This window comes from Algibacter sp. L1A34 (genome assembly GCF_009796805.1).
Classification (GTDB): domain Bacteria; phylum Bacteroidota; class Bacteroidia; order Flavobacteriales; family Flavobacteriaceae; genus Algibacter.
In genome coordinates, this window is record NZ_CP047029.1 from 3,367,809 (window position 1) to 3,384,032 (window position 16,224).

A 16,224-nucleotide genomic window follows, 5' to 3' on the forward strand; every position below is an offset into this window, starting at 1 on the left:
AATCAAAAAATGAATGGTATAATCATAAAAATTAAATTATTAATGCTGAGTTTTGTTTTAACGGCAAGTGCTTTTGGGCAACAAAAGTTAACAAAATTAGAGCAAAGTATTAAAGTGAATAAAGATGTGGTTATCGATTTAAACACAAGCCATTGTAATGTAGTTTTCGATACATGGAATAAAAATACTATTGAAATAGAAGCCTATGTTGAAGGTGAAAAAATATCGGGAGAAGCCCTTAAGAGCGTTTTAAAATCTTGGGATGTGGATATTGATGCGACTTATGATAAGGTTTCGATAAATACGAATAAAACAAATTCTAATGTCGTTTGGGTAGAAAAGAATGAGGATAACGATGGCGATCTATTAACAATAATTTTTGATGAATTGAAATACGAGTTGGCCGATTTACCACAAGCTATTATGAATGGATTGGCTGTAGGTGTTCCTGAAATGCCTGCTATGCCCGAAATGCCACAATTGCCAGAGCTACCGACGGACGCGCATGCTATGGAGTTTGATTATGAAGCTTATAAAAGGGATGGTGAGAAGTATTTAAAAAAGTATGAAGAGAAATTTGAATCCACTTACGGAAAAGATTTTGAAGCCAAAATGGAAGCTTGGGGTGAAAGATTTGGAGAGGAATGGGGTGAAAAGTTTGGAAAGCATATGGAAGTATGGGCAGAAGATTTTGAAAAACGATTTGATAGTGAAGAGTTTGAAGAAAAAATGGAAGCTTGGGGAGAACGTTTTGGAGCACAAATGGAAGCGCAAGCTGAGCGTATAGAGGCTCAAGCTAATCGCGTTGAAGCTCAAGGCAAACGTGTAGAGGCGAATAGAGAACGCCAGCAAGAACGTGCTATTTTATTAAAAAACCGACAGAAAGAGATTGAGAAATTAATGAAAGGGCATGGAGATTCTAATGTAAAGAAAACTATTAAGATAAAAATGCCAAACCATGCGAAGTTAAAAGTTAATATAAAATATGGTGAAGTAGAATTTGCTTCTAACATTAACGACTTAAAAGCCAATTTATCACATTCTAAATTTACAGCATATAGCATTAATGGAAGTTCTACTTCCATTAATGCTTCTTATTCACCAGTTAATGTAAGTATTTGGAATTTAGGTGAGCTTAATTTAAATTATGTAAAAGATGCTAAAATAAAAGAAGTGAAACAATTAGTTTTAAATGCCACATCATCTAATATCGATATCGATAAACTTACGGGTAGTGCTATAATTGACGGTAATATTGGTGATTTAAATATTTCTAAAATAGAAGATAGTTTTAATAATTTAAATATTATTCTTCAAAACAGTAATGCCTTTATAAAATTACCAAATGTAGATACTAACGTGCAATACAAAGGGAGTTATTCTAAGTTTACTCACCCCAATCAATCGGATAAAAATCAATCGTCTTCTTCTTTTTCTAAAAGTGGTTCTAGCGGAAAAAGTATTATTATAAATGCTAAATATAGTAATGTTGAAATGGAGTAGGTAATTAAATTTAACCTTAAATTTTCAGCATAAAAAAAGCGCCTTAAAAAAGACGCTTAAATTTTATTATTGATATCAAAATGTGTTAGAATTGGTAACGCACTCCTAAAGCGATATCAAAAATGGTATTATCAGTAAAATCATTATTCCCAAACTCAGGTCTAAAATCAAGAGAAATTAAAAGAGGGATATCAAAATTATATTCAATACCTATATCTCCAGCAACAAAAAATCCAAAATCATCCGTTCCGTCAAGTGATTTTTTTCCAGAAAAAGAAGATATTCCTGCACCAGCACCAGCATACCAATTAAATCCACCTTCAATATTCCAAACCCATTGGTATAAGCCTGTTAATTTTATAGCGCTATAATTATTGTCGTTTCTCCAGCCTAAATCAGCTTCAAGACGATTAAAATCGCTTAATGCACGTTGATATGATATTTCTGCGCCGTAAGAGTTACTTCCGCCTAAGCGTAACCCAATTGCGTTATCTGAAATGTCTTGTGCGTTAGAAATTAATGATACCCCTAAAATGGCAAATGATAATAAAAATAATTTTTTCATAGTTTAATAGTATTTGTTGTTTATATACGATCTTTTGCGTTGAAAAGATCTTTCTTAATATGCATTTGAAATGCACTGCAATAACGCAAAATATTTATTTATATTGAGTTAATTAAAGCGTTTGAAGTTGTTATTTATCTGTTTGTGTTAAAACAGATTTTTTCGAAATTATTTTAGTGATGGGTAGAATGACTAAAACTAAAAATTATTTAATTCGCTTTGCTTGTGTTGTAAAAGATAATCCTTGTTGACCTACTGTAGAATTCATAATACCTTCAAAAAGTGGTTCGGGAGAGTTCTTTGGAATTTTCCATTCGAAAATAAAATTTGAACCTGTTCCTCCAGAATTATCAATTTCATCAATAATAATTTCACAGGTTTCCATTGGTGCTAAAAAAATAGGATGATCAAAATAAGTTCGAACTAGCTTTCCATGAGTGTCGAAATATTTGGCATTCATTAGATAAATAGTATCAGCATCACTAGTGTTTCTCAAGCTAACCATAGAAGTTAAATTGTGTGTTTTGTGCTCCGACATACTATAAATTTGAGAATAAATAGATAGGTAAGATTTTCCATATTCCAAAGAATCCTTCAAACTTATGTTTGCTTTACGTTTTGTCCAGTTTTCTGTGCTTATTGAGCTTATTTGGGTTTCATTATTACAGCTTAAAAACAGAGAGATTGAAAAAAGGAAGAGTATGTATTTGGATGAATTAAGTTGAGATTTTATTGACATAAATTTGTGCTTTTAGGATAAGTTATTAAAATAAACCTTTTTTCCCATAAAGGAAATATAAAGCGAACTATTCTTAGTTGTTTTATATAACAAAGATAACAAGTAATGCATTTATGATTAAATGAATTTAATTTTTTATGTAGATTATTTTAGTATTCTAAAAAGAAAAACCACCAAATTGATATACACTTTGGTGGTTTTTTATTTTTTAATAATATAAAGTTACTCTATTCCATTTGAGAAACAATAAACTCTGTACGTCTGTTAAGCTGATGCTGCGCTTCAGTACATTTAATGCTACCATCACAATTATTGACAAGTCTTTCTTCTCCATAACCATCATATGAAATAATTCTATTTTTATCTACTCCATTTTTAATTAAATAGTCGTAAGTAGATTTAGAACGTTTAATAGAAAGACCTTTGTTATATTTGGCAGGACCTCTAGAGTCGGTGAAAGATTCAATTCTAATAGCCATTTTAGGATGTTTATTATTCATTAAATCGATAATTTCGTTTAATTCAGAAGTATCTTGATTTCTAATTGTAGCCTTATCGAAATCGAAATAAATAGGGGCTAATTTAATAATTGGGGAAGGTTCTATCTTATCATCTTCAATTTTATTTAAAATAAAATCTTCAATTATTTTAGATGTTTTCTTATCTGTATTTGTAGATGTTGTATTACGTGATTGTTCTGTATAACCATCTTTTATAACCTGCAATATATAATCGGTATCTCTATCAATGTTTATATCAAAATGACCATCGCTATCAGTTTCAACAAATGCTATAATGTTGCCAACGGTGTCTAATAAATTGATTTTCGCATTTTGTAGGGGTAAATTAGTTTCACCATCTTTAACAGCTCCTTCTATTTTTAATTGAGGCGTTTTATCAAAAGCATAAATATCATCACTACCAACGCCACCATCACGATTTGAAGCAAAATAGCCAGAAAGTCCATTTTCATTTAAAAAGAAAGAGAAATCATCTTTACTAGAATTTACAGGAACACCTAAGTTTATAACGTTATTAATGTTTTTATCCTTATCGGAAACTGTTGCAAAAATATCTAGTAATCCTAAGCCTTGGTGCCCATCGGATGAAAAGAAAAGGACATCCTCTTTATTTAAAAAAGGAAATTTTTCATTTTTATTAGTATTTACAATTTTACCCGCGTTTATTGGCTCTCCTAAACTACTATCATTATTTATTGAAACATAATAAATATCCGATCCTCCAAAGCCTCCAGGCATATCCGAAGCGAAATATAATTTTGATTCATCACTATTTAAAGCAGGATGTCCAGTAGAGTAGGAGCTACTATTAATAGAAAGATCTTCTATGTTTTTCCATTTACCATCGATTAATGTTGCGCGATAGATTTTTAAATTAGTAATGCCTTCATCATTTTTTCCTAAAACATTTTTATTAAAATCGTTTCTAGAGAAATAAATAGTTTTTCCATCTTTCGTTATAGTAATTGGTCCATCATGAAAAACAGAGTTAATGTTACCTTTTAATTTTGATTTGTAATCAATTAAACTGTCATTCGCATTTTTTTCAGTTACATAAATATCTAAAAACGGTTCTTCATTCCAACCATATCTATGTTTTGTTAATACTCCTTCATCTCTAGCTGAAGTAAAATAAATATTACCATCGTGTTCTATAGCGCCAAAATCACTAAATTTTGAATTAAATTTTACATCTGTTAAAAAATATTGTTGTTTGGCGTTTAGTACAGATTTTAAGAAATCTTTATCATTGGTTAACTGGGCCTCATTAATAATTCCACCTTCATTTTTATATCGCTTCATCAAATTGCGATAACCTTTATAATCTTTTACACCACGTAATGCTTGTGCATAATTATAGTAATATTCAATTGGAATATTTTCTTGTTCTACGGCTTTTTGATAATATACAACTGCACTATCTGGGTTTCGCATAAAAGCATAACTATCGGCTAATTGTCTGGTAGCGTAATCGGCGTTAAAATCTTTATGGATTAGCTTAGTATATACCTCTTTTGCATCAGCAAAGGCAAATGAGTTGAATAATTTATCTGCTTTTTTTTGCATGCCATACTGTGCGAACACAGTAATGGAAACAAGCAAGAGAATACTTGTTAAGTAGCAATTTTTTAATTTCATGGGTCTTTATTTAATTAAAAAAATATAAGTAGGTTTTATGTTAGGTAAAACACACATTATTATATGTATATATTATTCCATTTTTATTACTATAAATTGTGTACGCCTGTTTAACTGATGATCTTTTTCTTCACATTTTTGTCCATCTTCACAACCATTGGTTAATCTGCGTTCTCCAAACCCTTGGTGCTCTGTAATTCTTTCTGCTTTTACACCATTAGAAACTAGATATTCGTAGGTGGAATTGGCCCTATCAATAGATAGTTTATCGTTGTAAGATAGAAGTCCTCGAGAATCTGTATGCGACTCAATTCGTATTACCATTTCCGGATACACGTTTAACATTAGATCTACAATTTTATCCAATTCTAAAGCGGCATCAGGACGAATATAATGCTTGTCGAAGTCGAAATAAATAGTATTTAATTCCGCAAGCTTAATTACATTTGGTACTGGATTTAAAAGTAAATTGGCTGTAATTGATGTTAACTCAGTTTGTATATGTTTTGACGTAAATGTTCTATAGTCATCAATATATTTTTTTTGACTTGCGATAATTTTATAATCTTGATTTCTATCGATATTGATTTGATAGAAACCATTTTCATCAGTTGTCATGTATGCTATCTTTTCTCCTTTAGAGTTCAGAAGTTGAATTACCGAATTAGGAATTGGCTTGGAGTTAATAGCATCGGTTACAACACCTTCTACTTGCAACACAGGTTTTCTATGATACGCATAAATATCATCGTCACCACGTCCTCCTGTTCGATTTGAAGCAAAATAACCTGTGATACCATTAGGATTCATACTAAATGAAAAATCATCTTTATTTGAATTTATTGGAACTCCTAAATTTATTACATCTACAACTTCATCAGCTTTTTCATCTTCACCTTTAATAGTTGCAAAAATATCTAGTAAGCCAAGGCCTACGTGTCCAGCAGAGGAGAAGAATAAGGTGCCTTCATTATTTATGTACGGAAAACCATCGGCTTCTTCTGTATTGATTATAGAACCAACATTAACCGGTTCAGCTAAAGTACCATCGGTATTAATATCTACCACATAAATATCCGATCCACCATGACCTCCTGGTCTATCGGATGCAAAATATAACTTGTTGTCGTCTTTATTTAAAGCGGGATGCTGTGTTGAAAAATCGTCACTATTAATGGATAAATCTTCAACATCTGTCCAAACACTGTCGCGTAATGTGGCCCTAAATATTTTCATATTGGTTAAACCCTTAGCATCTTTTACTTCAACTTGGTCTTTATAGTTGTTTCTAGAAAAATACATGGTTTGGCCATTTTTGGTTATAACGGCTGGCCCATCATGATAAATAGAATTTACATCGCCTTTAAGCTTTGCTGTGTGGTTTACATTTCTTCTTGTGCCTGCTTTAGCAACGTAGATATCTAGAAAGGGCTGTTCATTCCAACCATATAATCTTTTAACAGCTACACCTTCATCTCTTGAAGAGGCAAAGTATACTTGTCCATCTTGTTCAAAAGCACCAAAATCACTATACTTAGAGTTAAACCTTACTTTATCTAGGAAATATTGTTGTTTTGAATTAAAGACACTTGTAATAAAATTTAAGTCTTTTGAGAAATCGTTAGAATTAACAACACCACCAGAATCTTTAAAGGTTTGTAACCATTTTCTAGATTCGTCATATTTTTTCATTCCTCTTAAAGATTGTGCGTATTTATAGTAATACTCAACAGGCACATTATCTTGTTTTACCACACTTTTATAATATCTAGATGCATTTCTAGGATCGCGTAATAAGGCATAACAATCTGCTAATTGCCTAGTTGCATAATCTCTATTATAATCTTTTTGAATAAGTTCGCGATAAACATTAGCAGCTTTTACGAACGAAAATTTATTAAAAAGGGTATCCGCTCTTTTTTGTTTTCCTTGTTGAGCAAAAGCATTAATACTTAATATTAAGGCGATACAAACCAATATGTAATTTTTTAGTTTCATATATAAGGTTTTATTTCTTTTTGTTAGTTAAGCCTATTTAAATTAGTTATTTGATAATGCTGCAATAATATGATTTCTAGAAGTATCTAGGAGATTTTAATTTTGAACTCAAGAATTTGAATTCATAAATTAATAACACCTCATGAGTTCCGGTAGTATAATCGGCAATTTCTGAAATTGGTTTTTCGTAAGCATACCCTAAACGCAATTGTCTCGATATTTGAAAATCAACAATACCACCAATAGCGGCTGTTTGTTCGTTTATTCTATATGATCCACCAAGCCATACTTTTTCTTTATAAAGAAAATTAGCAGTTAAGTCATATGAAACAGGAGCACCGTTTGTTGCTTTTATTAAAGCAGCTGGTTTAAATTTAAAATCTTGACTGATATCTAATACTCCACCAACTGTAAAGTAATAACTGACTCTTTCAAGGGCTTCGAAATCGTTTTTATTATTAATATCGTTGTTCAATATTCTTGGTGCAGATAAACCAGCATATATACGATCTGTACTCCAGTAAACACCTGCACCAATATTTGGTGTCCATCTATCTTCAGATCCAAAAATTAATGGATCCGTTAGATTAGAGGTTTCCAATCTGAAATCAGTATCAAAACTAAATTGTGTAAAACCTCCTTTTAAACCGAATGCTAGCTTCCCGTTTTTTCCTGTTGGAATAGAGTAGGAGAAATCTGCATACAAATATGAGAAGTTCTGAGGCCCTAAATCATCTTCAATAAAAGATAAGCCCACACCAATACGATCGTTTCTTAACGGTGTATGTATCGATAATGTTTGTGTAATTGGGCCGCCTTTAAAACCAACCCATTGGCTTCTGTGCAATCCAACAATGCTTAATGCTTCTCGGCTACCAGCATATGCCGGGTTAATTGAGATTGTATTGTACATGTACTGCGTAAATTGAGGTAATTGTTGCGCAAATCCAACCGTACAAGTAAACAATGCAAGAGCAATTATGTTTTGTTTTAAAAATTTCATAGGTTAATTTTTTATTTGGTTCCTAAATATACAGGGCCAGTTAAAGGTTGCAATCCACTATCTTTTAATTGAATAATATAATAATATGTTCCATTAGGTAATTTACCGTTGTTTCCAATGGCAGATTTAGGAGAATACCCATCCCAATCTCCCTGACTACCAGAGGTAGACATGCTACCTAAAGTATAATTTGAAGATTCGTAAACTAGTGCTCCCCAACGGTTAAATAATTTTACGTTGGCAACAAAGCCGCATAAATCAATTCCTGAAATATCAAATGTATCGTTTATACCATCACCATTTGGGGTGATTGCTGTAGAAATACTTATATCATTTTCTCCACATGGTAATACATCACAATCGGCATGAATATTCATGGTGATTTCGGTAATGCTTATACAGCCGTCATTTGTAGTTGAATATCTGAATACATAATCAATACCTCCATCGTTTGGTAAAAAATCAGCACTAAGTTCAAGTCCTGTTGGATCAAATAGGTTATTAGATAAGGTTGCTTTTAAATCGCCTTCTAGCATTTCCCAAGTGCCATCTGTATCTAAAGTTTCATCAATAAATTCATTTAAATCCACAACACCTTCTTTATAACACCAATCTGGTGCTACTATATCTGTATAAATCTCGTCTAAAGCAACGTTTAAAGTTTGTGTGTAAGTTTCCGTATTATCACAAGCATCACTAACTTTCCAAAATCTTACTATTTGATAATCTGCTAAAATTGTTTTATCAAATGAATTTGTTTCGCTGTATTCTATAGTAATATCAGCTGAACAATTATCAGTAAACTCAACAGTTGGAGCATCTGGAATATCTGTACAACTAACGTCTAATACAGTTTCAAAAGTTGTAGACGGCGTTGGTGCAGTTGTATCTGTTATTGAAATTATTTGAGTATGTTCTACTTTAAGGTCACATTCATCTGTTGCAGTCCAAGTTCTAGTAATAGTGTAATTTGAAGGGCAGTCGCCATCCGTTCTTACGTCGTTAACTTCTACTGTTGCAGTTCCGCAATTATCGGTAGCTGTTAAAATTTCAGCATCAGGAATCGCATCGCATTCTACATTTAGAGTTGCAACTGGCAAGGTGTCATCAAATACAGGTAATGTCGTGTCTTGCACTGTAATAATTTGTGTATAAGATGCTTTGTTTTCACAGCTATCTTCTGCTGTCCAAACTCTTGTAATAGTATAATTAGATGGGCAATCACCAAGTGTGATGATATCCTGAGATGTAACTGTCGCAGAGCCACAAGAATCTTCCGCCTCTATTATTTGAGCAGCAGGAACGTCATTACATTCAACTACTAAATTAGGACTTGGTAAATCGCTACTAAATTCTGGAGGAGTAGTGTCTTGTACTGTAATAGTTTGTGTAAAACTAGTTGTTAAATTAGCAGCATCTGTTACTGTCCAGGTCCTTTCTAATATATAATTATTTGTACATGATCCATTTGTACGTTCTTCATTAAATGTAATAATTGCTGTATCGCAATTATCTGCGCCAGTTAATGTTTCAGGGGTAGGAACAGCATTACATTCTATCGTTAAAGTTTCCATTGGTAAATCTTCAACGAAAGTTGGATTAATATTATCTACTACGGTTACTGTTTGTGTACAGCTACTTATATTGCCTTCAGAGTCTGTTACCTTCCAAGTTACTTCTGTATCTCCAATAGGAAAAGATTCAGGCGCATCGTTTTCTACTATAACACTTGTACAATCTTCAATATCTAAAGTTCCTAGTTCAACATTTGTTGCGTTACAAGAATCTTCATCTACAAATATTGAAATATCTGCAGGACAAACCACTTGAGGTATATTACCATCTGTAACGGTTATTGTCTGTAAGCAAGTTGTTTCATTTCCAGAAGTATCAGTTACTGTCCATGTTACAATTGTTTCACCTAAAGCAAATGGTTCTAAGGCGTTATTTAAAACAGATGTTATTTCACAATTATCATCGGTAGTAGGCAGTCCTAAATCGACGTTAGTTGCAGTACATTGACCTAAATCGGCGGTTACTTCAATATCCGAAGGACAAGTAATTGTAGGAAAAATGTTATCTTCTACAGTTACGTTCTGTGTACAGTTTGAAATATTATTAGCTTCGTCTGTCACAGTCCAAGTTACTACAGTTACTCCAAGAGGAAAAGAAAGAGGAGCGTCATTTACTATGGTGAAAGAAGTACAATCTATGGCATTAATTGATCCAAGATCTACGTTTGTTGCTTCACAAGAATCGGCATCAACAAAAACATTGACATCGGCAGGACAAGTTATTTCAGGTGCATTACCATCTGTAATTGTTACTATTTGTTCACATGGATCACTATTATTCGTGCCATCGTTAGCTATCCATGTTATAGTTGTTACACCAATAGGATAAGAAGCTGTAATTGCTAAGCCATCAGAACGGGTTGCGGTATAAGTGAATGCAGTTGCACAGTTATCGGTTGCTGTTGGTTCTGTAATGTTAACATTAGTATATTCACAACTTTCTGCATCAAGCTCTAAATTAATAGGACTTGGGCAGGTGATTATAGGTTTTTGGGTATCTGTAATAGTTACTTTTTGCGAACAAGTTGTTTCGTTTCCTGAAGTATCAGTTACGGTCCATATTACAATTGTTTCACCTAAAGCAAACGGCTCTAAGGCGTCATTTAAAACAGATTCTATTCCACAATTATCATTGGTAGTTGTAAGTCCTAAATCAACATTAGTTGCAGTACATTGTCCCGGATCGGCAGCTACTATAATATCCGCAGGACAAGTAATAGTAGGAGCTACATTATCTTCAACAGTAACAGTAGCATCACAGGTTCCTTCATTTCCATAAGCGTCTGTAACAGTTAAAGTAACTGTATTTGCACCAATATTTGTACAATCGAATATGGTTTGAGAAGCAGAAAGAGAAACGTCGCCACTACAATCTGAAGAGCCATTATCGATATCAATAGGTAAAATAGTTACAGAACCAGATTCATCTAAATAAACTGTAATGTTTTTGCAGGCAATAGTAGGAGCAATGTTATCTTCTACAGTTACAGTAGCATCACAGGATGATTCATTTCCATAGGTATCAACCGCGGTTAATGTTACTGTATTATCTCCTAAGTTTGAACAGTCAAAACTTGTATTAGAAATACTAAGTGTAACAGAGGAACAAGCATCGCTAGATCCATTATTAACATCCTCTGCTGTAATAGTTGCATTTCCAAAACTATTTAGTTGAACAATGATGTCTAGGCAAACAACATTAGGAGCAATATTATCTTCTACATTTACCGTGGTAGAACAAGTATCGGTATTACCATTATTATCTGTAACTGTTAATTCTACAGTATTTGCACCAATATTATCACAGGTAAATGCTGTTTTATTTATGGATAACGTTTGTATTCCGCAAGCATCATTAGAACCATTATCTATGTCATTAGCAGTAATTGTTACATTTCCTGTAGCATCTAATTGTGCTGTGTAAGATTGACATATAACTGTTGGCTTAACGTTATCTTGGACAGTAACAGTTGCTGTACATTGTTCAGAATTTCCACTGTTATCGCTAACAGTTAGTATAACTTCATTTGGTCCAATATTAGAACAGTCAAAATCAGATTTTGATATTGATAAAGAACTAAGTCCGCTACAATCTCCAGAACCATTGTCTACATCTCCGGGAACAATTGAGGCTGTACCAAATTCATCTAATTGAATAGTTATATTTTGACAAATAATTTCGGGAGCTACATCATCTATAACATTTACTGTAGTAGTACAAGTATCAATGTTTCCAGCAGTATCAGTAACAGAAAGTGTTACTGTATTTGAACCAACATCACTACAATTAAAATCAGTTTTATCTAAAGTAACACTAGCTATGCTACAATTATCAGTAGAACCATTATTAATATCTTCAGGAGTTATTGATGCATTTCCAGCACTGTCAATACTAATATCTATAGATGCAATACAATTAGCTTCTGGAGCGATATTGTCTTCTATTGTAACTATAGTGGTACAAGTAGATTCGTTATTACTGCCATCTGTAACTGTTAGTGTTATTGAGTTATCTCCAAGGTTAGAACAATCAAAAATTGTTTGAGAAGCAGAAAGAGTAACTGTACTACAGTTATCACTAGAACCACCATCAATATCCGATAGATTTAAAGTAGCATTACCATCATCATCTAACTCGATAGTTGTTGTTTTACATAAAGCGGTAGGTAATAAATTGTCAGCTACTGTAACTTGAGCAGTACAAGTTGCTGTATTATCATTATTATCTGTTACAGTAAGTATTACTGTGTTAGTTCCTAAATCGGTACAAGTAAATGTTGTTTTATCTAGTTCTAGAGATTTAATTCCGCATATATCGTTTGAACCATTATCTACAGAGCTAGCTTCTAATGTAGCTTCTCCATCGGCATCCAAGTAAATTGTAGCACTTTGGCAAATAGCTGTTGGGGCTATATTATCGGTTACGGTTACTGTAGATTCACACGTAGCAGTTGCTCCGTATTGATCTGTTACAGTTAGAGTTACTGTATTGGCTCCTATATTAGAACAATTAAAGGTTGAAGGTGCAGCAGATAATGTTACGTCACCACTACAAGCAGATGATCCGTTGTCAATTTGTTCTCCCGTAATTGTTACATTTCCACTAGCATCTAAAAACACCTCGATATCTTGACAAATGGCGGTTGGTGCTGGAGATGGCATTTTTGTGATTTTTTGCGTTACATATGTAATATTTTCACAATCATCAGTTATACTATATGTTCTTGTAATTATTTCAGGTGACCCATTATCAGATTTATCGTCAACAAATGCTACCACCGGTGTTATTCCAGAGTTATCTTTTAAATCTGTTACGGTTAAGATATCAACTACAGGAAGTTCTTCACCACATATAATACTAACATCTTCAGGAGCCTTTCCTGTAGGAGGAGAGTTTTTATAATCTTGATAATTAATAGGTATTATAATTGGTGCAGCTATTGTTTCTCCAATACAGTTGCCATCCATTTCGTAACCTTGAATTAAAGTAAGATTAAAAGGGGCGTCAGATATAGCGCCTACTCCACTAATTTTACCATTAACAGAAACAATTTTATCTAAATTATCTGAAAAGAAAGTACAGTCTGTTGTTACCGTTAGCGAGAAACTAATGGTTGCTAAAACAAAATCTGGATCACTCGGAACAGGTAAGGTTCCAATATTCCAAACTATAGCTCCGTTTGTTCCAATTGTACTATCATATACATAATCTGTTGTATTAGAAACAGAACTATCAACATCAGTTGTTACTTTTAAGTTGTTCGGGTCTACAGAATCAGGAAGCGGTATTGTTAATTTTGTGTTATCCGTAGCTTCAGATCCTGCATTTTTAATTTCAATAACATAATCTGCACTTTCAGATGGTTCTAACTCTGTGTTGGTGTCACTAGGGTTAGTCCCATTTAATGATGCAACACTTAACAGACCTTGTGGTTCAGGAATATAGGCATCTACAGAAAAGGTAACATTAAAAATAATATATGTATCCTGAGTAGAATTATATCTAAACCTAGTGTAATCTTGGTTATTAGCAATTAGCGATTTACTTGAGTTTTCAATATTTAGTAAAGCAATATCTACTCCCGAATTATTTGCTAACTCTGGCGTTCGCTTTCCAGGAACTCCATTATGGGTATATATTGAAGAATTAAAGAAATTAGTTGCAGAGTTGCCTGTGTGACTTAAATCTTGATATGTGTTATCGTTTAAGGTTGCTAAATTATTTTTATCATCATTGCCATCTGGCACAATTATAGAAAATTTGTCTCCACCAATAGTGACATCACCTTCACCGGCCATAACGCCTAATTTTACATTAACGTCCCCTTTTTGTACAGCCTTAAAACCATTTACATCAATAAATTCCTCTCCACCTTGCGATGCAACATACGCATAACCATCAAAAACGGTAATATCACGCCATTTCATTTTAGAGTTTGAGTAAACAACAACTAATCCCCAACCACCATAATAACCAACAGGGTAGCCATTACCTTCTACAGTAGCAATGTCTGCAATAGTATACTCTCCGGCACCACCATTATTACTAACAATTTCGGTAACATCAGCATAAGCCGCATACATATTATTATAGTTTCCATCAGGGAATTGAATGTCGGTAGCGACTACTTCTTCATAGTTAGAGCTTGGTCCTTTTATTAATACTTTAGTTTTATCAAAATTTTTAGTTTCACCATCTTTTGTAACTGTAAAAGTATTTGGATTACCATCTCCATCGAAGTTATCATCAACACCATCAACTCTAGCTCTTCCTGTCCAATATAAACCAGCAAAAACAATGCTAGAACATTCTGGGTCAGCTCCATTTTCGGTTGAAAAATCTAAAACTGCAGAAGAAGAATTGAATGTTTTGTCATCTCCATCAATATCGACATATCGCATGTCTTCACCGTTATTAGAGGTGTCATCATAATTTACTAACGTTAGGTTGGAGTTCCCTATCATAGAGAAATCACCTTTAATGTTATATGAAGACTCTCTAGGAGTGAAGTCGACCACTACTTGACTATTCCCTTTAAAAACTGATGAGAAAAGCAAAACAGCAAAACACATCAAACCAAATGATGTATTAAATTCTGAAAATTGTTTAGTGTAGAATTTTTTCATTTCTTAATTTTATTAAATATCGAAATATTATTTTATGATGGTTTTTCTGATGTGTAAAAAACACGAATTTTACTATTTGATATATTTTTTACAAAACCTTTAATTTGCTCATTGCTGCATTCAAAAAGGCATTTAATATATAAATATTTTAATTCTGTTAATCCATTTTCGCTTGGTAAGCTAATAGGGTCATATAAATCACTCAAGCTTTTTAAGGTTATTGTAATTAATTCAACATTATTATAATTCAATCTATCTTGTGTCACTAAATTTAAAGAAGAAATATCGTCAATATTTACTTTTACAATATTGCCATCACCATATTTGTTTTTTAATCTGTTTTCTCCTAAATAAACCGTTGGATGTAGTTTTTGAGATAAATTATAAAATTCCGCTCTAGTATTTGTTCCTTTAGACTTTGCTGCAGATACTCTATAAAACTGATTAGAATTATTTAATTCATAAATCCCATTTTCTTGAGCATTACATTCATAGATGGACAAAAGTGATATACCGCAGAAAAGTATAAAGCTTTTTAATATATTAGATAAATTGTTTTTCATAGCCATTCATTTTTACTATAACTTAATTTCTTTACACGCTTAATTACAAATTAGTTTTAAACATGTACTATTTGCATCCTATAAATAAAATATCAAAACCTTTTTTGAAGAAAAAACAAAATGATAAAACAATGTGAAATAATGTTAATTTTGTCTCTAAAATTAGATTTGGGATCATAATTTTCCTATGCTATTTGTTGATCAAAAGAAAGCATTGAAGGCTTGTTAATCAAATATAAATGGTAAATCACTAAAAAAATCGTTGTAAGGTTATTTATTCATCTATAAATAGTTTTTAACACATATTTAATGATATCAACTGTTTGCAAAAGTTTAATACATTAAAAAGATAATTGCTGATTTTTTTTAATATTTTTACCATATAAATTAGTTGAATTTTATTGAATAGAATACTGTTTTGTCGATAAAAAACAACGCTTTGTCGATAATAATGAAGAAATTAATTTTAGTCCGTCATGCCAAATCATCTTGGAAACATAATGTAATTGATCATGAACGACCATTAAATAATAGAGGGTTGGAAGACGCTCATCTTGTTTCTAAATACTTTTCTACCTTTAAAATCATGCCAGACTTACTTATTTCAAGTGATGCGAATAGGGCAAAAACAACAGCAGAAATTTTTATTTCTACTTTAAATATTTCTAACAAAATAGTACAGTATAACCACGAAGTTTATGATTTTTCAGGTGAAATGCTCACGCGAACTATAAAGTCTTGCTCAAAATCTATAGATTGCTTAATGGTTTTTGGCCATAACCATGCTGTTACAGATTTTGCAAATAGTTATGGGAATAAAATTATTGACAATATTCCTACTTGTGGTGTTGTTGTTATTGATTTTGAGACCAGCGATTGGAATGATATAAAACCAGGTAATACCATTGAGATAATTTCACCAAAAGACTTGAAATAAGTAACTTAAGTGTTGTTGAGTGCTTGATTTTATATAATTAATCGATAAAGTGGGTT

9 protein-coding genes are annotated in these 16,224 nt (G+C 32.4%); 2 read left to right on the top strand and 7 right to left on the bottom strand.

All coding sequences use genetic code 11. The features are described from left to right. The first annotated feature begins 9 nt into the window (after window positions 1–9). Window positions 10–1,503: a hypothetical protein gene (locus GQR97_RS14245; protein WP_158849546.1), complete on the top strand. Its 1,494-nt coding sequence runs from the start codon at window positions 10–12 to the stop codon at window positions 1,501–1,503. An 85-nt stretch (window positions 1,504–1,588) separates the two neighbouring features. On the opposite strand, the gene GQR97_RS14250 is transcribed toward GQR97_RS14245, so the two are convergent. From GQR97_RS14250 to GQR97_RS14280, 7 genes are all read right to left on the bottom strand, one after another. Next, a complete protein-coding gene (locus GQR97_RS14250; protein ID WP_158849548.1) occupies window positions 1,589–2,068 on the bottom strand; it encodes a hypothetical protein in 480 nt (159 codons plus the stop codon). 205 nt (window positions 2,069–2,273) lie between these two features. Beyond that, entirely contained in the window at window positions 2,274–2,807 is a 534-nt protein-coding gene (locus GQR97_RS14255; protein WP_158849550.1) for a DUF3124 domain-containing protein, read from the bottom strand. A 227-nt stretch (window positions 2,808–3,034) separates the two neighbouring features. After that, entirely contained in the window at window positions 3,035–4,966 is a 1,932-nt protein-coding gene (locus tag GQR97_RS14260; RefSeq protein WP_158849552.1) for an OmpA family protein, read from the bottom strand. Between the two features lie 72 nt (window positions 4,967–5,038). Then, window positions 5,039–6,964, bottom strand: coding sequence for an OmpA family protein (locus GQR97_RS14265; protein ID WP_233267547.1), 1,926 nt, complete (start codon window positions 6,962–6,964; stop codon window positions 5,039–5,041). Between the two features lie 76 nt (window positions 6,965–7,040). Beyond that, window positions 7,041–7,967: a type IX secretion system membrane protein PorP/SprF gene (locus tag GQR97_RS14270; RefSeq protein ID WP_158849554.1), complete on the bottom strand. Its 927-nt coding sequence runs from the start codon at window positions 7,965–7,967 to the stop codon at window positions 7,041–7,043. Between the two features lie 11 nt (window positions 7,968–7,978). After that, on the bottom strand, window positions 7,979–14,668 hold the full coding sequence (locus tag GQR97_RS14275) for an HYR domain-containing protein (protein WP_158849556.1): 6,690 nt from the start codon (window positions 14,666–14,668) through the stop codon (window positions 7,979–7,981). 32 nt (window positions 14,669–14,700) lie between these two features. Further along, entirely contained in the window at window positions 14,701–15,231 is a 531-nt protein-coding gene (locus tag GQR97_RS14280; protein ID WP_158849558.1) for a hypothetical protein, read from the bottom strand. A gap of 451 nt (window positions 15,232–15,682) precedes the next feature. Here GQR97_RS14280 and GQR97_RS14285 point away from each other — a divergent pair, with 451 nt between their 5' ends. Then, entirely contained in the window at window positions 15,683–16,168 is a 486-nt protein-coding gene (locus GQR97_RS14285; protein ID WP_158849560.1) for a SixA phosphatase family protein, read from the top strand. Window positions 16,169–16,224: the final 56 nt, after the last annotated feature.